Raw genomic sequence first — 19,341 nt, 5'->3', positions numbered from 1 at the left:
GAAAATCCTCGTCTGTTTCATGATGTAGTTAATGCATGGCTAACTAATTCAATATAAATTTGGAGGGTAATTGTAGTGAATATATCTTGGGAGAAATCAAACTTTAATTATGAAGATATTATTTATGAAACTTATGCTGGAATAGCCAAAATTACCATCAACCGGCCGGAAGTCCGCAATGCATTCCGGCCCAAAACCGTTATGGAACTGATTGATGCTTTTACCAGAGCCCGTGATGATAGCCAGATCGGTGTGGTTATTTTAACGGGGGCCAATCACGGCCAGGGTCAGGACAAGGAAGCCTTTTGTTCCGGCGGCGATCAAAGGGTGCGGGGAAATGGGGGTTATGTTGGAGAGGATCGTATTCCACGGCTGAATGTTTTAGACCTGCAGCGTTTGATACGTATTATTCCCAAACCTGTCATTGCCATGGTCAACGGCTATGCCATTGGAGGCGGGCACGTACTGCATATTGTATGTGATTTAACCATCGCTGCGGAAAATGCCAGATTTGGCCAGACGGGTCCAAAGGTCGGTTCCTTTGACGCCGGTTATGGCGCCGGTTATTTAGCCCGTATCATCGGGCACAAAAAAGCACGGGAAATTTGGTATTTATGCCGTCAATATACAGCCAGGGAAGCGTTGGAGATGGGATTGGTCAACGCGGTGGTTCCCTTTGAACAACTGGAAGAGGAAACGGTCAAATGGGCTAAAGAAATTTTACAACATTCTCCCACGGCCTTGCGTTTCCTCAAAGCAGCGTTTAATGCCGATACCGATGGTTTAGCGGGCCTGCAGCAGTTGGCCGGAGATGCTACCCTGCTGTTTTACACCACACCTGAAGGCAAAGAGGGAAGGGATGCCTTTATAGAAAAACGCAAACCCAATTTTCAACAGTTTCCCAAATTTCCTTAAATTATGGCGGTGGCCAAAGAAGGTGCATATGCGTGAACTGGCTTAAATACCAGGCCCGGCAAAGGCCTGATAAAAAGTTTATCAATGAATTGACCTTCAAAGAGGTGGAGGCACGGGTAAATGACCTGGCCGGAAGGTTACATAAATTTATAAGGGGACAGCAAAGGGCAGCTCTTTATGCTAATAATTCCGTGGCAACGGCTTTATTTTACCTGGCCCTGCAATCCTTGCCAGTGGAAGTATTGATGCTGAACAGCCGTTTAACCCATCATGAGATAGCCAAAAAGTTAAAAACGCTAAATATCCAGGTGGTTTTTTCCCAGGATGATACCTTTATTTCATATAGCGAAGTATTCCAAAGTGATATCACGGAAAATATCAGGATGGCCGGTGAATATAACCCGGAACAAATTGCGGTAATTATGGATACCAGTGCCACCAGCGGTACATATAAGTCCGTCCCCTTGCGTTGGAAGCAGTTTTATGCCCATGTACAGGCGTCCCAAAAAATTCTGGGCGTAACTGAAGATGATAACTGGCTGGTGGTGCTTCCCATGTACCATATCGGTGGATTAGCGATACTGCTGCGCAGCCTGTACAATGGTACAGGTATTACCCTGATGGAAAGGTTCGACGAAGAACTTACCTTGCAATTAATTGAAAATGGCTCCATCAATATGTTATCGGTTGTACCCACCATGTTAAATAGAATTGTAGATCGTATCCATAAACATCATTTAAGGGTTGTGCTGGTGAGCGGTGAATTTATCCCTAGACCCCTGGTTGAAAAATGTTTGACCAAAAAGATCCCTATTTACAAAAGCTATGGTATGACAGAGACCACCAGTCAATCTACGACCTTTAGTGTTATGGATAATCCCCTGAAGATTGATTCCGTGGGATTACCCTTACCGGGAGTAACGATCCGCATAAATAATCCCGACGCAAACGGTATCGGTGAAGTTTTGATCCAAAGTCCCATGCTTATGGACGGGTATCTTGGACAAGAGCCGGTATCCGGTTTCTTTAATACCCAGGATATCGGATATGTCGACGGGGATGGTTATTTATACATCCTGGACCGGCGCAAAAACATCATTATTTCCGGGGGCGAAAATATTTACCCCCGGGAAATCGAAGATGTTCTGTACGCTCACCCTGCAGTATCGGAGTGTGCCGTGGTGGGGATGAAGGATGAAAGATGGGGACAGGTGCCTGTTCTATTCGTGGTTTCATCACTGGATGAGCATATTATAATTAGTTACCTGGCCGAAAGAATAGCAAGATATAAACTGCCCAGGAAAGTAATTCATCTGGCTGAATTGCCCAAAAACGCAATGAACAAAGTACTGAAAAAGGATTTGGTTGAAAAGTACTTATGTTGATTGAAAAAATTGAGCTGTTTCACTTGCATATGCCTTTAAAATTTACCTTTAAAACAGCTCAAACCAGCTTGAATCATCGAGAAAGCCTGGTGATTAAAGTAACGGATGAGCTGGGAAATACCGGATACGGGGAAGTTGTTGCCTTTAACGAACCCTTTTATACCAAAGAAACGCTTCCGGGTACCAAGCGCATGCTGGTCGATTGTTTTCTCCCCCGGCTGTTACGGAAAGAAATTAAACATCCCTTTGAAGTCCACCAGTGGATGGACTTAACCCACCCGATGGGAACGGCCGGATTGGAAAATGCCGTTTTGGACTTGTTTGCCAGGCGCCAACGGCAGTCAGTCATGGATATTGTATTTAATGAAGATACCTACGATGAGATCTATGCCGGTATCGTCCTGGGTGATTTGGATATCCAAAGCTTGCTGCGGCAAATTAAGGAATATGTAAATGAAGGGTATATCCGCTTTAAAATAAAAATCAAACCCGAAGATGGTTTTGAAAAATTAAAGCTAATTCGGGAAAAGTATCCGGATCTGATGTTATTAGCCGATGCCAATAACAGCTTTTACGCTGAACAGGGGCAAGAACTGAAGAATATCGATGAACTGGGATTACTGTGTATTGAGGAACCTTTAACTGCCGGAGATTTTTTAGCCTATCAAAAACTTCAAGCACAAATTAAAACTCCCCTGTGCATGGATGAAAGTATTCAGACCATAACGGATTTGAGAACCGCCATTAAGTTGAATGCCTGTCAGTGTGTCAATATTAAAGTTGGCCGTGTGGGCGGCATGTATTATGCGAAACAAATGATAGATTTATGCCGCCAGCATAATATCCTTTATTGGATAGGAAGCATGGTGGAAAGCGGTATTTCCAAAATACTGCATGTCCATTTGGCCAGCCTGAAGGATAACTATATTCCCGGAGACTTATCTCCATCCCGGCGCTATTTTCCCAAAGATGTCATTTGGCCTGAAATTACAGCCCGGCATGGCCTCATACTAGTGCCCAGGGGGCATGGTTTAGGGGTTGAAATAGATGAAGAGGTTCTAAATTATTTTGCCATCGATTATTTCATCACTGGTGGCCAATAAATTATAAAGCAAGCCAGGTTTTATTTGTAGACTCTATAAATATGTTTTTTTCAACTTCGAAAGTATAGTAAAAAATTATGAAAACCAAGAAAAAGTGGTGTAAAATCATGTTAAAGTATAACCATAATCTTTTTTTCACCTTTATACCTTCGGAGGAAAATCATGAAACTTGCTGATTATGAAGGAAAAACCATCAGGGAGATAGAGAGGCAAAACAACCGTAAGGCCGGCTTAAATCGGAGATTTGCCATAACCAATATTGCACTGGGACTTTTTTTGATTCTGCTGGGCTGTGGACTGGCCAGTTTTTATTATCATGGTCATTTAGATCGATTAAATGCGAGCATTGCCGACTTGCAAATAGAAAACGGCATCCTCAAAGAAGAAAAGGCTTCGCTGCAAAGTCAGTTGGCTGAAAAGCAGGATGAGATTGAAAGATTGGATTTTATCTTCCACGTTGTGAAATACCAGGACACCCTGAGTAGCATTTCGGTTAAGTATTACGGCACCATCGGTTATACCGCAGAGTTGGCCGAGTTAAACGATTTAACGACCAAAACCCCCCTTCGTGTGGGGCAGATAATCAAAGTCCCTCGAAAGCCGTATGCGGAATGGAAAAATTAATTTCCGGTATGCACAATATGTGCTAGTAAACATGGTGGGATGAAGGTGAATGTCATAATGGAATATAAAGAATAAAGCCCGGGTTATCCGGGCAAATAAAAAAATGGCATAAATGGTTATCATTATTTTACTACTTAAACAGATAAGTTACAACAAAAATCGACACCAAAAAGTATGTTTTATGCAGGTAATACGACAATGGGGGGGAATAATAAATTATTCACATTAAATTCATACATAAAAGGTGGTTTTGATGGCAGATGTTGAACTGATTGCCACAGCGACCTTTGGATTGGAATCCCTGGTGGCACAGGAAGTTAAAAATTTGGGCTATACCGGTGTGACGGTGGATAACGGCAAAGTTACCTTTGCTGCCGATCTTAGCGCTATTTGCCGGGCCAACCTGTGGTTGCGCACGGCGGACAGGGTGCGTTTGAAAGTGGGGGAGTTTAAAGCCACCACCTTTGAGGAGCTTTTTGAACAAACCAAAGCGCTGCCCTGGCCGGAGCTTATACCGGAAGAAGCCGAGTTTCCCGTGGAAGGCAAATCTGTAAAATCCACATTGTTCAGTGTTTCCGACTGCCAGGCCATTGTCAAAAAGGCAGTGGTGGAAAGTATGAAGAAAAAGTATAAACGACAATGGTTCCCGGAGCAGGGGCCGCTGTATAAGATTGAAGTGGCCCTGTTGAAAGATGTGGCCACCTTGACCATAGATACCAGCGGTGCCGGTCTGCATAAAAGGGGATACAGGGAACTGACCAGCCAGGCGCCCCTCAAAGAAACGCTGGCCGCGGCCCTGGTAATATTATCGCGCTGGCACCCGGATAGTGTATTAATGGATCCCCTGTGCGGTTCCGGTACCATTCCCATTGAGGCGGCCCTGATCGGCCAAAATATTGCTCCGGGGATGAATCGCGGGTTTGTTTCCGAACAATGGCCCACCATACCCAGGGAACTGTGGCGACAGGCCAGAAGGGAGACCCATGATTTGGCCCATTATAGTCGCCCCTTGAGTATCATTGGCACAGATATTGACGGTGAGGTATTAAAGCTGGCCCGGCAAAACGCCAGTGAGGCCGGAGTGGACGGGTGCATTCATTTCCAGCGCCTGCCGGTTGCCGAGGTGCGGTCCAGCAAAAAATACGGCAAAATTATCTGTAACCCACCCTATGGAGAACGGCTGGGGGAACTGCGTGAAGTGGAAAAGCTGTACAGGGAGATGGGTAGGGTATTTGCCCGGCTGGATACCTGGTCCTTTTATATTCTGGCTGCCCACCCGCGTTTTGAAAAATTGTTTGGCAGGCCGGCCACGAAAAAAAGAAAGCTGTACAACGGCAATATTAAGGTGGACTACTATCAATACTTCGGTCCCCGGCCACCCAAAAAAGGCGATAAAACACCGCATAATATGGATATAAAAAGTGCTGGCATTGGTATATAATAAGCATTGGATAAAATTATGAGGAGTGATAATTTGGCAACGCAGCAAGTAATTATCAAAACCGATAAGGGACAAATTGTAATGGAACTGTACCCGGAAAAAATGCCTGTTACGGTGGAAAACTTTTTAAAATTAACCAGCGATGGATTTTATAATGGGCTGACCTTCCACCGGGTCGAACACTGGGTGGTACAGGGTGGCGACCCTAAAGGCAACGGTACCGGCGGCCCAGGTTGGACCATTAAGCTGGAGACACACCCCGATTTGAAAAATGTACGGGGCGCGGTGGCCATGGCCCGAGCCGCTCATCCCGATTCCGCCGGCTCCCAGTTTTATATCCTGAAGACCGACGCTGACTGGCTGAATGGGCAATACGCTGTTTTTGGCACGGTCACGGAAGGTATGGATGTGGTGGATAATTTGGATGTTGGCGATAAAATGAATGAAGTGCAGGTGGCAGGTTAACTGTATTAAGCCAAAAGCCTGGGGCGCCGCCGCGGGCTTTTGTTGGTTTTAGGTAAAGCGGGAGGGCGAAAGGAGCAAATTAAGGTGCGGATAAAGTTTTTCCTTTTGGTTTTGTTGCTGACTTTGGCCTGCACAGGGTGCGGCCTGGTGGGGGGGCAAGCCGAACAAGGCGAACAGACCGAACAAACCAAACAAACCGGTAAGGAAAAGCAGGATAAAGGTGCTGCCGCAGGGGACATACTGGTGGTAGACCCGGTGGCGGGGCAAAGCAGTAATCCGGTACGGACGCCGGAGGACCACGGAAATAACATCAATGGCATTAATAATGCGCTGGATATGCTTATAGATGGTCTGGTATTGAATGACTTAAAAAACATTAGCAGCTGTCTGTACGGCCTGGAAGAAGGAAACAGCCCGCTATCTCTGGAGGAACTGCAAAGGGAGGTGGCACAGCTGCACCCGGTGCAGTGGTCAGTTACCAGCTACCGTCCGGTGGGGGAGAGCGGGGCGCTGGTGGCGGTGTCCTATACCATGCCTGATGGTACGATGCGGGAAACCGACCCCTTTAACATGCAAAAGGAGGGAACGCTGTGGGTAGCCCACTATAATTCATTTGCCCAATCGTTCCACAACATGGCCCGACATTTAATTAAAAATCAAAGTGATTCTGCTGCCGCAACCTCGTCAAAATCTGTATTGGAAGATAATTAACAAGGCCCATTGTCACCGGTTAGACATTGGGTTGTCGCAATAGTGACAGAGTTTTTGCACTTTTTATGGCAAAATCTAAGTCAAGGTTATTCCTGGTTTAACATATACCTCTTTTCCCAATTCCCCCTAACGGGGGTTTATTTTTTTGCCCCGAAGGTATAAGTATAAAAAAGGATAACCGTGTAATACTATAGATACTGCAGTGAGCAGTAACCAGCCTCCTAAATCTCTCTCAGCAATCCCGCCGGTTCAAGGCGGGGTTTTTTTTGCCTATTGAGAGAACATAAGATTTGGGGTGGATTTGAAATGGCTGGTTATTTGGCTGCAGGATTTTTCCTGCGTCGGGGTGAAATATGTAAAGATATACGGTATAAGCATAAAAGGGGGTTTTCCCGTTGACGGAGAAGAAACACAAAATGCCGCAGCCGGTACGCATTACCATGGCCATTGTCCTGTGGGGGCTGATCTTATGGGTGCTGACATTTAATTCGCCCCCCCTGGTGCCGGTAGCCCGGGCGATATTTATTGTGTTTGTGATTCCCAGCGGCTTGGGGGAATGGTTAAAATACAAGGGCCTGGTGGATGAAAGTAAAGCAATGGTATTAAAGCTGGTACTAATGATTGTGGCGGCAGTGGCATGGTATTTCTTTTACCGTTAGCAAGCCCCTGCGGCAAAATTAACCGGACACCGTTATCATGGTGCCCGGTCAGTCTTTATATGTTATTTTTAATTTTAAACGGTCTTGATGACCATACCTGTTCCTTGGTGCTTATTTGGTTATTGCCATATACGTCCCGGTGGCGGCGGCTAGTGCCACGGCCACACTGACCACAATCCAGGTCAGGTCTTTTTTGATTCTTTGGGCCAGTATCGTGATATTTCTCGTTTCCGAGGGATAATTACTGCCTGTTTTTGACATGTTGTTTTACACCTCCTGATAATTAAGGCCATTGTAGCGGAATGGAAACCTTGTCTCCGGGGGTGCCATCGGCCGGGTTGACCTGGTATACTTCCAGCACCCCTTCCCCGGCGGAGGGCGGGGTAAATTTAATGCTCATTTCAAAGTCGCCTCGTTTTGGTGCTACCGCAGTGGCGGTGGCTTGGTTCTCGGCCAGTATTTTACCACTGCTATCCAGCAATCTGGCTTTGACCTGTCCTTCAAATACCCTGGCGCTGCCCTTAACCATTAAAGGTACGCTGCACACCTGCTGTGGAGTGGGATGGGTCACCCAGATTGCCGGTTCGTAAACCATGGAATAATCCTTGGTAAATGGCTGCTCGTAAAGACCAACATGTCCCCACCAATCCTGGGCCCGGCCATCCGACCGGCCTTCCACTTGAAATGCTACCTTTTCGATATTGGGCAGGTCGGTTAATGTATTTACTATGCTTTTGATACCTAATAGCTCGCCGTCGGAGCCCACGTTGGGGTTATTTAGCACTTCTTTGGAAAAGTTTACTGTGGCCAAACCTTTTTCAATGGTTACACCCAGCAATTCAGTGCCGGGCGGTAAAATACTCCTTTTATCCTTAATTAATTGTTCTATGGCGGCTTCGGCAACTTGTTTGGTGTGGGGTACGGTATGTATTTCCCTGATCAAGTAAGCCTCGTCACCGGTGAATTTTACAAAATAAACAGGAAAGCTTATATCTGGCTTTTGGAGTTGTTCCCCGGTAGTTTGCGCGGGCTGGTCAGCCTTATTACTTTGACTGTTTGTTTGTTCACCGGAATTAGAACAGCCGGTGCTAATAATTATTAAAAATAAAAATAATAGCTTCACCAGCACCATCTTGCCTAGTGAATGCATTGTTTCACCGTTCCTTTCCCTATTTAGAAGCTTACTTTAGTATACCATTTATAGCAGTGCTTTTCCATAAACAATAAAGTACCGCAAACTATTTGAAAATTGTTGGCTTTGGGTCTGTATCGCTGCAGGATTTATTGTTGTATTTGTCCAATTTAACCATAATATATTAACTTTTTTTATTGTTAATAATGACTGAACAATCATTCATAAAAGGAGGGGAAAAGTTTGTCTGTAGTGGCCCGTACTATAATAATTTTTTTCACGGTGTTATTATTCTTTAGTGGCATAGGTGGGTTTATGGCCTATCAAATACAAAACTATGCCCAGGTTGTGGTGGAAATTACCGGGCATGTATTGCAGGCACTGGAAAATAAAGGTATTGATGCCGCAGTTAAGCGGGATCTGGAACAGCAAATAGCGGTATTTAGTGCCGGTATTGAAAGATTCAAGAACAATATTTATATCATGCTGGTAATGATGGTCATTATAAGTATAGTATTAACCACCTTGATAGCGCGCATGATTACCGGTCGCATGTCCAAAATTGGCGGTGTTGCCGGCGATATTGCAGCCGGGGACCTGACTAAAAGGATAGATATAAATACCAATGATGCATTGGGTAAAACCGCCAGAGGGCTGAATAAACTGGTGGACAGCCTGCAGCAAATGGTGCGGCGGCTGAAAGATGAGGCCGTAAACCTGGCCGATTACAGCGAGCAGCTTTCCGGTGTCAGCCAGGAAGTTACAGCGTCGGTAGCCGAAATAGCGGAACACAGTGAGCAGCTGGCGGTTGCGGTGGAACAGGAGGCAGGCAATTCGGGCACGGCGGTGCAAGCGGCGCACAGAGCAAGGTCCGCGGCTGAGAAAGGGTATGCAGTGGTGCAAAGTACTGTTATGGATATGCAGGTCATCGAGAGGGCGGTACAGGACAGCATGACCATTTTTCAAAACCTTACCGCGCATTCCCAAAGGGTGGGCCAGATGCTGGAGGTTATCACTGGCATAGCCGACCAGACCAATTTGCTGGCCCTAAATGCCGCCATTGAGGCGGCCCGGGCCGGCGAGCAGGGTCGCGGGTTTGCCGTGGTGGCCGAAGAGGTGCGCAGGCTGGCTGAACAATCGGCTGCCGCTGCCCGGCAAATTGCGGTGATTGTTCAGCAGGTTGCTGAAGATGTTACTCTGGCCGGCTCAGCCATGCAAGGGGTGGCACAGCAGGTGGCAGGAGGTGTGGAGAAAGCCGGTGTTGCCGGCGAGCGGTTGGAAGATATAGTGCGGGAAATTGAAATAACTGTTGGCTTAATCGAAAATATTTCAGCGGATATTGAAAAAACCAGAAACAGCACCATCGCTATGGTTTCCGCCAGTCAGGAGACCGGTGCCGCCATGGAAGAAGTAAGTAGCTCGGCGCAACGCCTGGCCAAAATGGCCGGCGAGTTTAGAGAGTTAACCGTGAGATACAATGTATAATGGATGTATGGAACGCTGAAAAAAAGAACGGTTTTGCCGTTTCCAACCTGGGAACGGTAAAACCGCCTGCTTCTTAAGACTTAAATTAAATCAATCGTATGGAATATATTGATGGTGATCGGTTACCTTGCCGGTTGAGAAGTATTCAAGATTGGCCATTGCTGCGTTGATGGATTTGGCAAATATACCGGAGAAAACCCCGATTACGGCCATTATACCCATAAAAATATAGAATGGTGTCCAGTTATCCATGGATATTTTCCCCCTCCCCATGTCAATAAATATAGATATACAACCTGTTTACTTAAATGTATCATTTAAGTGTCCGGTTAGTCAATGTCTACAAAGGTGGCCGGTAATGGCCGGCGAAGATACCTTATATTACATTTGCACACAGGCGGTAATTGGTTTATAATTACGTAATGTGAATATTGAATAAAACCAGAGTATGACGGGCAGTCGCTGCCGCGCGGGCACAGGCCGGGCGGTAGAGGAAAGTCGAGACACGCACACCGGGTGTCCAAAGGACATTTGGTGTAGTACGGTGCCCGGCGCAAGCCGGGGCAGGGCGACCTGACGACGGCCAAAGAAACCCACCGGGTTTTAAGTAGCTGTAAAGTGCCACAGAAACCAGGTCACCGGGCAACCGGTGAGTGCAAGGGTAAACTCCACCAGCGTGCAACCCAAATAGGCAGCCTTTGAGCTGCGGGTAGGGGCACCCCCGCAAGGGGGAGGTGAGCAGCAATGCTCGCCTAGATAGATGACTGTCTAGACAGAATCTCGCTTATAGTCATAGTCTGGTTTTTCATTATCAAAGTGCGGGGCAAGTTAGTTGGGAAAACCGCCCTTATTACACAAATCTTTAGCGGTTTAATAAAGTGATTTTTTGAAAAGTCAATATTGCTTTTGATAAATTTTTATGAGAATATAATATTACCTACTTGGTACGTGACCCCTTGTTTTTTTAACCTACACATGTATTACGGGAGCTTTTAGGTCCGGTTGTGTATGCCAGGCCGCCACGGGCGGAAGGCAAAAACAATTGGCGGGCACCCACCTGGGAGAGGTGGGTTGATAAAAAAACTGGTGGGTGACGGCCCGGTGGGAAAGACAGTTTTAATGGCCTTCGCATAATTGCGAAGGCCTTATATATTTGCCGGCAAGGGAGGCTAACAGGCTTGTATTTAAGGTTGATTACGGGACGGGCAGGGGCCGGTAAAACATCCCTTTGCCTGCGGGAAATAAACCGGGAACTGGAGCGCCGGCCTTTGGGCGCGCCTTTAATTATGCTGGTGCCCGAGCAGGTTTCCTTTCAAACAGAGCGGGCTTTGGCCCGGGTCACGGGTACAGGGGGCTTTATACGGGCCCAGGTGCTGGGCTTTAATCGCCTGGCTCACCGGGTGCTGCAGGAGGTGGGCGGTGCCACCCGGCTGCCCCTGGGGGAAATGGGCAAGCGGATGGTGTTGAGACGGCTGCTGGAAAGAAGACTGGGCGATCTGCGGGTATTTGGCCGGGCGGCCCGCCTGCCCGGTTTTGTAGACAAGCTGGCCCGGGCGCTGGGGGAAATGAAAACCTACCGGGTGGCACCAGAGGACCTGGGGCGCTGCCTGGCCGGTTTTGAGCGAGTGGGGGACACCGGGTTGCTGTTGGACAAATTGAGGGATTTGCAGTTGATTTTCAATGACTATACATATTTTTTGCAGAATCGTTTCATTGATCCCGATGATTACCTGGCCCTGGCGGCGGATAGGATTAAGAATTCCAACTGGCTGTCCCGAGCCCATATCTGGGTGGATGGATTTACCGGTTTTACACCCCGGGAATATGCCGTGCTGGAGGCACTGCTGCGGCATACCAGGGGTATTAATGTGGCCTTGTGTTTAAGCCCCGGTCAGCTGGACCGGGACGTCTCTGAAACCGACCCTTTCTACCCGGTGTGGGAGACGTTCTGTGTATTGAACAGCATGGCCCAAAGGATGGGGCTGCCGGTTTACCGGGTGCCAGTTGCCGAAAATGAGGCGCCTCCCCGGTTCGTTTCCCCGCACCTGGCCTATTTGGAACGGGTGTTGTTCGATCACCGGGCCGGTGGTGCACCGGGAGCGGAGGGTGAGAAAACGCCGCCACCCGGTGCGGTGGAAAACCGGGGTGGCAAAGAGCCGGCCCGGGACGTCAGTGTCGTGGTTGCTGCCGACCGCCGGGCGGAGGTGGAGGGAATGGCCCGGGAGATTATCCACCTGTGCCGTGACCGGGGTTATCGCTGGCGGGACATTGTGGTGTTGCTGCGGGAAGTTGATTTGTATGCCGGTTTGATTGAAGCAGTCTTTACGGATTACGGGATCCCCTTTTTCCTGGATCACAAGCGCACGGTATTGCATCATCCCGTGGTGGAACTGATTCGGGCCGCGCTGGAAACCGTGGCCGGGGACTGGCCCTGTGATGCCGTGTTCCGTTACCTGAAAACCGATCTTGTCCCGGTGAGCCGGGAGGAAGTTGACCTGCTGGAAAACTACGTGTTGGAGCACGGCATTCGGGGTAGTCGCTGGTTTGACGACAAACCCTGGATGTATCGCCGCCGGTTAACCTTGGAGGCCGATGTGGAGCCTGTGGAGCAGGAAAAACAATTCCTGGAGGAAATTAACGGTATCCGGTACTCCGCCGTGACCGCCCTGGCCGGTTTTTACCGGGCTGTGCAGGACGGTGCCACGGTGGCGGGCTATACCGGGGCGCTTTATGACTTGCTTGTGCAATTGCACGTGCCTGAACAATTGGAACGCTGGGCCTTGCTGGCCGGTGAGGAAGGAAGGTTGGAGGAGGCCAGGGAACACCAGCAGATATGGAAGGACCTGGTTACTTTGCTGGACGAGGTGGTAGAGGCGCTGGGCGAGGAAGAGCTGCCCTTGGACCAGTACGCTGTTGTTTTGGAATCCGGCTTGTCCGCTCTGCGCCTTGGTTTGATCCCCCCGGGGCTTGACCAGGTGATAGTGGGATCACTGGATCGCTCCCGTAGTCCCGCAGTACGGGCCGCCTTTATCCCCGGTGTCAACGATGGGGTGCTGCCGGCCCGGTTATCCGAACAGGGTATCTTTACCGAGTCCGAACGGGAGCGATTGCTGGAAAGCGGGCTGCCCCTGGCCCCTGGAGTGCGGCGGCGGGTTTTCGACGAGCAGTACATGGTTTACCAGGCCCTGACCCGCGCCTCGGAGCGGCTGGTGCTGTCCTATCCCCTGGCCGATGATGAGGGACGGGCGCTGCGCCCCTCACCGGTGATACACCGGGTGCGGGAGATATTTCCCCACCTGGAGGAAGGGACATGGCAGCAGGAACCGGGGGCGGACCCGGCGGCGGACCTGGGCTTTGTTGCCCATCCGGGCCGCTGTTTGACCTACCTGGCCGGGCGCTTGCGCGATGCCGGGGCCGGGCGGCCGGTAGAACCGCTGTGGTGGGACGTGTACAATTGGTTTGCCCGGAATAACCATGATGATCCCCTGTTTGTCCGGGTGATGGAAAGCCTGTTTTACCGCAACCGGGAAGGCCGGCTGCCCCGGTCGCTGGCCCGGCGCCTTTACGGCCAGCCTTTTAGGACCGGTGTGTCCGGCCTGGAGAAATTCCGTTCCTGCCCCTTTGCCCATTTTCTGTCCCACGGGCTGCGGCTCAAGGACAGGGCGGTATTTCGGCTGCAGGCACCGGATACGGGACAGTTTTTTCATGCCGCCCTCAAATTGTTTGCCCAGCGTTTGCAGGAGGATGGTTTGGACTGGGGTGAACTTCCCCCGGACCGGTGCCGGGAACTGGCCGGCCAGGTGGTGGACATGCTGGCCCCGCGGCTGCAGAGTGAAATACTGCTCAGTTCCGCCCGGCACCGTTACCTGACGGGCAGGTTAAAGCGGGTTGTGCAGCGCTCGGCGCTGGTGTTGGGCGAGCATGCCCGGCGCGGCCGTTTCCGGCCCGTGGGGCTGGAACTGGCCTTTGGCCCCGGCGGGGAATTGCCCGGCGTGGTGTTCAGCCTGCCCGGCGGTGACGAGATGGTGCTCACCGGTCGCATTGACCGGGTGGATGCGGCACGCAGTGAAGACATATTGTACCTGCGGATCATTGATTATAAATCCGGTGTTACCACTATTAAATTAAGTGATATCTGGCACGGGCTCAAGCTGCAGTTGCTTACCTACCTGGAGGTTGCGCTGGCCCACTCCCGGAAACTGGTGGGGGAGCAGGGGCTGCCCGGGGCCGTACTGTATTACCGCATTGCCGAGCCGCTGCTGCAGACGGACGGTACACCCCTGGCGGGTGAAGAGGCCGAAAGGCTGCTCTTAAAACAACTGAAAATGAAGGGTTTACTGCTGGCCGAACCCGCACTGGTGCGGCTGATGGACGGCCTGGCCGGATCCGCTTCGGATCTATTGCCGGTGGGTATTAAAAAGGACGGTACCCTTTCCGCCCGCTCCGCGGTGCTGGATCATGAACAATTCGCGCTGCTGAGGGCTTACCTGCGACACCAGTTGGCCGTTACCGGCGAAGATATCATGGCCGGAGTCAAGGATATCAGTCCATACCGGCAGGGGGAGTTTCGTTATTGTCGATTTTGCTCTTACAAGCCGGTATGCCAGTTCGACTTGCTGCTGCCGGACAACGCATTTCGGATCATTACACCGGAAAAGGACGCCCTGGTCTGGCTGCGTATTAAGGAACGGTTGGGGGAGGAGGCGGGTGTTGCAAATGACTGAAAGGTGGACTCAAGAACAACTTGACGCCATCACCGGCCGGGACCGCCGGATGCTGGTGGCGGCAGCGGCGGGGGCGGGTAAAACCGCCGTTCTGGTGGAGCGTATTATCAGGCGCATTACCGATCCGGCGGACCCGGTGGATGTGGACCGCCTGCTGGTGGTTACCTTCACCAACGCGGCGGCTGCGGAAATGCGCGAGCGCATTGGCCTGGCCATCAACCGGGCCCTGGAAAGTGAGCCGGGCTCGGGGCTGCTGCGCCGCCAGCTGGCTTTACTGCAGCGGGCCAGTATCAGCACCATGCACTCCTTTTGCCTAGAACTGGTCCGGCAGCATTTTTACCGCCTGGAGCTGGACCCGGCTTTCCGGGTGGCCGATGAGGCTGAAGCTGCTTTGCTGCAGCTGGATGTGCTGGAGGAGCTTTTTGAAAGCCGGTTTGCTGCCAACGACAGGCATTTTCTGGCCCTGGCGGACTGCTACGGAGGCCGGCTTGATGATACCGGACTGCAGGAACTGGTGCTGGAGTTATACAGGTTTTCCCGCAGCACACCCCGGCCCGGACAGTGGCTGCGCCGGTTGCCCGGTTGGTTCAACCTGGCCCGGGATGCGGCACCGGACGATTTACCCTGGTTTAACATTTTAAAAGAAAGTATTGCCAACGAGCTGGCCGGTGTGCGGGACTTGTTGGAGCGGGCCGTGCACCTGGCCGGCCGGCCCGGGGGACCGGGGCCGTACCTGGCCGCCCTTAAGGAGGATGTGCTGCTGGTGGATGACTTGCTCCGGGCGGCTGCCTCGGGCTGGGACAAGCTATACCGGCAGTTTAACGCAACGGTATTCAGTAAACTGGCCAGTTGTAAAAAGGGTGAAGCGGATGAGGATTTAAAAACAACCGTTAAAAAGCTGCGGGATAACGCTAAGAACCGGGTGCAGAAAATACGGGGCCGTTATTTTAACCGCCCGGCGGCGCAGCTGCTTGATGAAATGCGGCAGATGGCGCCCCTTTTGGGGACAATGGCGGAACTGGTGGAACAATTCGGGGAGCAGTACCGGCGGGCTAAACTGGCCCGCGGGATAGTGGATTTTAATGACCTGGAGCATTATGCACTGCAGGTTTTACAGGAAAACACCGCTGCTGGTGGTAACGGGGATGCCCCCAATGCCAGTGCCAGTGACGTGGTTGAGGATGCTTTACATGCCGGTGGCAAGGACGGCGGCGATGAAGTGCTGCGCCCTTCCGCCGTGGCCATGGAACTAAGGGAACGTTTCGCTGAGGTGCTGGTGGACGAGTACCAGGACATCAATGCAGTGCAGGAGAGTATTTTAAGCCTGGTGGCCGGCGGCGGGCAAACCGGGCCGGGTTTGTTCATGGTGGGCGATGTCAAGCAGAGTATTTACCGGTTCCGGCTGGCCGAACCCGGTTTGTTCATGGATAAATACCACCGGTTTGCCGCCGGTGACGGTACAGGCAGGCTGGTTGACCTGGCCCGTAACTTCCGCAGCCGCCGGGGGGTGGTGGATGCAGTCAATTTTATCTTCCGGCAGATTATGAGCCCCGCGGTGGGTGAAATGGTTTATGATGCCCGGGCCGAGCTGGCGTGCGGGGCCGAGTATCCCCCCCGGATGAAGGAGCCGGGGCAGGTGGAGGAAACTGAAGCGGTGGAACTGCACCTGATAGAGATACCGGCGGGTCCCGGTGCGGCCGGTGCCGGCGGGGACGAATCCACCGGCGAAGGTGATGAGGATGCCGGACCGGAGCCCGAGGAGGATTTGGATGCCCTGCAACTGGAGGCCCGGGCTGTGGCGCAGCGAATCACCCGGCTGGTGGAGGAGGGTTTTCCGGTATATGACCGGGAAAAGGGATACCGGCCGCTAACTTACCGGGATGTGGTGGTGCTGCTCCGGGCCACCACCGGCCGGGCCAATATATTTGTGGAGGAATTCGGCAGGCTGAGTATACCGGCCTATGCCGAGCTAAACACGGGTTATTTTGAGGCCACCGAGGTGGAGACCATGCTGGCGCTGCTCCAAATTATCGATAACCCGCGCCAGGATGTGTCGCTGGCGGCCGTGCTCCGTTCCCCCCTGGCGGGTTTTGACTCCGAGGACCTGGCTCAAATCAGGGTGCACGGTGGCCCGGGTGATTTTTACGAGGCCGTGGTGATGAGTACCATGGCAGGCCCACCGGAACTGGCGGAGCGGCTGACCCGGTTTTTGCAGCGGTTGGATGGCTGGCGCACCATGGCCCGCCGGGGCAGCCTGGCCGAGCTGCTTTGGGCTTTGTACCGGGAAACCGGCTATTATGATTTTGTGGGCGGCCTGCCGGGCGGCAGCCAGCGCCAGGCCAACCTGCGGGCGCTGTATCACCGGGCCCGGCAGTATGAGGCCACGGCTTACCGGGGTTTGTTCCGCTTCATGCGCTTTATTGAGCGTATCCGAGACAACAGCGGTGATATGGGGGCGGCCCGGGCCCTGGGGGAAAATGAAAATGTGGTGCGGATCATGAGCATTCACAAAAGCAAGGGGCTGGAGTTTCCGGTGGTAATTGTGGCCGGGCTGGGTAAAAGGTTTAACCTGATGGATTTAAATAAAACCATGCTGATGCACCGTAACCTGGGGCTGGGTCCGCAACTGGTGGATGTGGAAAAACGCATAGCCTACCCTACGGTGGCCAAGCTGGCCGTGCGGGAAAAACTGCGGGCCGAGGCGCTGGCCGAAGAAATGCGGGTACTATATGTGGCCATGACCAGGGCCAGGGAAAGGTTGATTCTGGTGGGGGCGGTGCGCCGTTTACAGGAATGTGCCGCCCGGTGGTGTGCTGCGGTGGGCGTTACCGGGAAGCAACTGCCTCCCTGGCTCACCGCCGGCGCAGCCCACTACCTGGACTGGCTGTGCCCGGCGCTGGCCAGGCACCGGGACGGTGCGCCGGTTCGGGAACTGGCCGGTATGGCAGGCAATCCCTTGCCGGTAACGGGAAAGACGGGAGCAGCGGAACCGGTGCCTCCGGGTATTTTCAATGATTCTTCCAGCTGGCGGGTGTTTATCCAGGATGATTGTACCCGGCAGCGGCAATCCGGGGCGTTGCCCGCCGTCGCCCACATGGAACACGTGCGCCGGCTGGAGCCCGTTCCCGGAGAAAGCCCCTGGAAGGGGGAGGTGGAGGCTCGCCTGGAATGGCGCTACCCACATCAACACTGGCAGGGCCTGGCGGCCCGGGCCACTGTAACCGGCTTGAAAAGGGCCATGTCAATACCCGGCGACCCGGACCGGGACCGGGAATTGTACCGGGACTTCCAAAGCAGCATGGTGGAAAGACCCCTGTTTGTCCAAAAGAGCTCCGGTCTCACCCCCGCCGAGCGGGGCCAGGCCCTGCACTTGGTTCTACAGTTGCTGGACCTGGGGGGGAAGCTGGATGTGGACGGTGTGGCCGAACAGATGGCTGCCATGGTGGAGCAGGAAAAAATCACCCGGGACCAGGCTGCGGCGGTGCCCCCGGAAACCGTGGCCCGCTTTTGGAGCGGCCCCTTGGGGCAAAGGATATTACAGAGCAGTCATGTTTACCGGGAACTTCCCTTTACCCTGGCTCTGCCGGCACAAATGGTCTATCCCTGGGTGGAGGCGAAGGATGATAACGGTGAAACCGTGCTGGTACAGGGAATTATTGACTGCCTGGCGGATGAGGGGGAAAGCCTGCTGCTGGTAGACTATAAAACGGATCGCTATACCCCGGCCACGCTGCTGCAAACAGCCCGGCGCTACCAAAACCAGCTTGATTTATATATCCGGGCGGCGGAAAGTATCACCGGACGGCGGGTGTCGGACGCTTTTTTATACATGTTTTTCGGCGGCGATGCCCTGGTGTACAAACAAGGGCGGGTTTATGAAGCCGGCCGGTGATGGTAGGCGATGGATGGTATGGCGGGGGTGCCTTTGGGGTGTCCCCGCGGCTGCCCGCTTTCTTTGAATCCTGTACCCGGGGTTTTTGCGGGCGGGAATTGGCCGCTATAACCGGGTTATGTATTGACAGAATACCTGGTTTTGCCTTAAACTGAATAAATAATAAATTATGGATAGTATGTTATTACCCGTTTAATGAATGAGCTCTCATTCAATGCCAAATAACGGCACAAAAGCCATTTTAATAATAAATAATTTAATGGCAGTTTTACTTGCTTTGATACAACTTGTTCCTGGCGAAGGATGTAGACGTGGATAAAATAGTTTACGAGCCAATTGCATAATTCCCAGCCCATGTATAACACTGGCTTAAGAAGCCAGGAAAAACCGTTTACCCAAAACTAAAAATCACAAATATCTCTTAAATATTACCAAAATGAAAAGGTTTCACCTCTTTGCTTGTAGAAATGTTCTTTGTACCCCTACAAATAACATACAAGCGAGGTGAAACCCTATAATGTATATTCTTGAAGGAGTACTTTTTCCCTTTGAGGTTTTTGCAAAAAATTTTAATGAGAACGATAAAGTTTATCAGGTTATCAAGCAAATTGACTGTAGGGGTATAGCTAAACTTAATACCAGTTGTAACGGTCCGGGACGCAAGGGGTACGATAGACAGGCTTTGTTTTGCGCCCTGGTGTTAAAGAAGCTTATGGGACTAACCACCACGAAATCACTGGTGAAGTGCCTGGCTTATTCCCCTTTACTATCCCACTGGTGTGGGTTTGACATTATGAAAAGGACG

At 51.7% G+C, this 19,341-nt stretch carries 15 protein-coding genes and 2 other RNA genes; 14 read left to right on the top strand and 3 right to left on the bottom strand.

Going from position 1 to position 19,341, the window contains the following annotated elements:
- Positions 1-75: 75 nt before the first annotated feature.
- The 8 genes from menB (at position 76) to LX24_RS12530 (ending at position 7,303) form a co-directional block, all read left to right on the top strand.
- The gene (menB, locus tag LX24_RS12565; RefSeq protein WP_166512502.1) at positions 76-915 is read left to right on the top strand and encodes a 1,4-dihydroxy-2-naphthoyl-CoA synthase; all 840 of its coding nucleotides are present in this window, start codon (positions 76-78) and stop codon (positions 913-915) included.
- Between the two features lie 26 nt (positions 916-941).
- Complete coding sequence (gene menE / locus LX24_RS12560) at positions 942-2,300, top strand: o-succinylbenzoate--CoA ligase (protein WP_166512534.1); 1,359 nt, start codon at positions 942-944, stop codon at positions 2,298-2,300.
- Positions 2,294-3,403: an o-succinylbenzoate synthase gene (menC, locus tag LX24_RS12555; protein WP_166512501.1), complete on the top strand. Its 1,110-nt coding sequence runs from the start codon at positions 2,294-2,296 to the stop codon at positions 3,401-3,403. Before menE ends, menC begins: the two co-directional genes overlap by 7 nt.
- 162 nt (positions 3,404-3,565) lie before the next feature.
- Positions 3,566-4,027 carry a LysM peptidoglycan-binding domain-containing protein gene (locus LX24_RS12550; RefSeq protein ID WP_166512500.1) on the top strand — a complete coding sequence of 154 codons (462 nt, stop codon included), beginning with the start codon at positions 3,566-3,568 and terminating at the stop codon, positions 4,025-4,027.
- Between the two features lie 253 nt (positions 4,028-4,280).
- Positions 4,281-5,468: a THUMP domain-containing class I SAM-dependent RNA methyltransferase gene (locus LX24_RS12545; protein ID WP_166512499.1), complete on the top strand. Its 1,188-nt coding sequence runs from the start codon at positions 4,281-4,283 to the stop codon at positions 5,466-5,468.
- 33 nt (positions 5,469-5,501) lie between these two features.
- Positions 5,502-5,933, top strand: a complete 432-nt coding sequence (locus LX24_RS12540) for a peptidylprolyl isomerase (protein WP_166512498.1) — start codon at positions 5,502-5,504, stop codon at positions 5,931-5,933.
- Positions 5,934-6,017: 84 nt separating this feature from the next.
- Positions 6,018-6,644, top strand: a complete 627-nt coding sequence (locus tag LX24_RS12535; protein WP_166512497.1) for a hypothetical protein — start codon at positions 6,018-6,020, stop codon at positions 6,642-6,644.
- Between the two features lie 395 nt (positions 6,645-7,039).
- On the top strand, positions 7,040-7,303 hold the full coding sequence (locus LX24_RS12530; protein ID WP_166512496.1) for a hypothetical protein: 264 nt from the start codon (positions 7,040-7,042) through the stop codon (positions 7,301-7,303).
- 111 nt (positions 7,304-7,414) lie between these two features.
- Here LX24_RS12530 and LX24_RS12525 read toward each other — a convergent pair whose 3' ends face one another.
- Positions 7,415-7,564 (bottom strand): hypothetical protein, encoded by a 150-nt coding sequence (locus LX24_RS12525; protein ID WP_166512495.1) that lies wholly within the window; start codon positions 7,562-7,564, stop codon positions 7,415-7,417.
- Between the two features lie 22 nt (positions 7,565-7,586).
- Positions 7,587-8,453: a Gmad2 immunoglobulin-like domain-containing protein gene (locus tag LX24_RS12520; protein WP_166512494.1), complete on the bottom strand. Its 867-nt coding sequence runs from the start codon at positions 8,451-8,453 to the stop codon at positions 7,587-7,589.
- A gap of 234 nt (positions 8,454-8,687) precedes the next feature.
- On the opposite strand from LX24_RS12520, the gene LX24_RS12515 reads away from it, so the two are divergent.
- Entirely contained in the window at positions 8,688-9,920 is a 1,233-nt protein-coding gene (locus tag LX24_RS12515; protein WP_243131737.1) for a methyl-accepting chemotaxis protein, read from the top strand.
- A 90-nt stretch (positions 9,921-10,010) separates the two neighbouring features.
- On the opposite strand, the gene LX24_RS12510 is transcribed toward LX24_RS12515, so the two are convergent.
- Entirely contained in the window at positions 10,011-10,172 is a 162-nt protein-coding gene (locus tag LX24_RS12510) for a hypothetical protein (protein WP_166512492.1), read from the bottom strand.
- A gap of 195 nt (positions 10,173-10,367) precedes the next feature.
- Between LX24_RS12510 and rnpB the strand changes: the two genes are divergently transcribed.
- From rnpB to LX24_RS12485, 5 genes are all read left to right on the top strand, one after another.
- Positions 10,368-10,712: RNase P RNA component class B (gene rnpB, locus LX24_RS12505), an RNA gene on the top strand.
- Positions 10,713-10,851: 139 nt separating this feature from the next.
- Positions 10,852-11,032: non-coding RNA, 6S RNA (gene ssrS, locus LX24_RS12500), on the top strand.
- A gap of 66 nt (positions 11,033-11,098) precedes the next feature.
- Entirely contained in the window at positions 11,099-14,644 is a 3,546-nt protein-coding gene (gene addB / locus LX24_RS12495) for a helicase-exonuclease AddAB subunit AddB (protein ID WP_166512491.1), read from the top strand.
- Positions 14,637-18,536 (top strand): helicase-exonuclease AddAB subunit AddA, encoded by a 3,900-nt coding sequence (addA, locus tag LX24_RS12490; protein ID WP_166512490.1) that lies wholly within the window; start codon positions 14,637-14,639, stop codon positions 18,534-18,536. The genes addB and addA overlap by 8 nt, the downstream gene beginning before the upstream one ends.
- Positions 18,537-19,053: 517 nt before the next feature.
- Positions 19,054-19,341 (top strand): transposase (locus tag LX24_RS12485; RefSeq protein WP_207706611.1); only part of this gene is annotated, 288 nt, incomplete at its 3' end.

The sequence above is a fragment of the Desulfallas thermosapovorans DSM 6562 genome (assembly GCF_008124625.1).
GTDB lineage: Bacteria > Bacillota > Desulfotomaculia > Desulfotomaculales > Desulfallaceae > Sporotomaculum > Sporotomaculum thermosapovorans.
The sequence above is the reverse complement of the archived record's forward strand: the minus strand, read 5'-3'. Positions and strand labels throughout refer to the sequence as shown.

Coding starts and splice junctions, on each gene's coding strand:
- menC (WP_166512501.1), top strand. CDS start 2,294: ATGTTGATTGAAAAAATTGAGCTGTTTCACTTGCATATGCCTTTAAAA.
- LX24_RS12550 (WP_166512500.1), top strand. CDS start 3,566: ATGAAACTTGCTGATTATGAAGGAAAAACCATCAGGGAGATAGAGAGG.
- LX24_RS12545 (WP_166512499.1), top strand. CDS start 4,281: ATGGCAGATGTTGAACTGATTGCCACAGCGACCTTTGGATTGGAATCC.
- LX24_RS12525 (WP_166512495.1), bottom strand. CDS start 7,564: ATGTCAAAAACAGGCAGTAATTATCCCTCGGAAACGAGAAATATCACG.
- LX24_RS12520 (WP_166512494.1), bottom strand. CDS start 8,453: ATGCATTCACTAGGCAAGATGGTGCTGGTGAAGCTATTATTTTTATTT.
- LX24_RS12510 (WP_166512492.1), bottom strand. CDS start 10,172: ATGGATAACTGGACACCATTCTATATTTTTATGGGTATAATGGCCGTA.
- addA (WP_166512490.1), top strand. CDS start 14,637: ATGACTGAAAGGTGGACTCAAGAACAACTTGACGCCATCACCGGCCGG.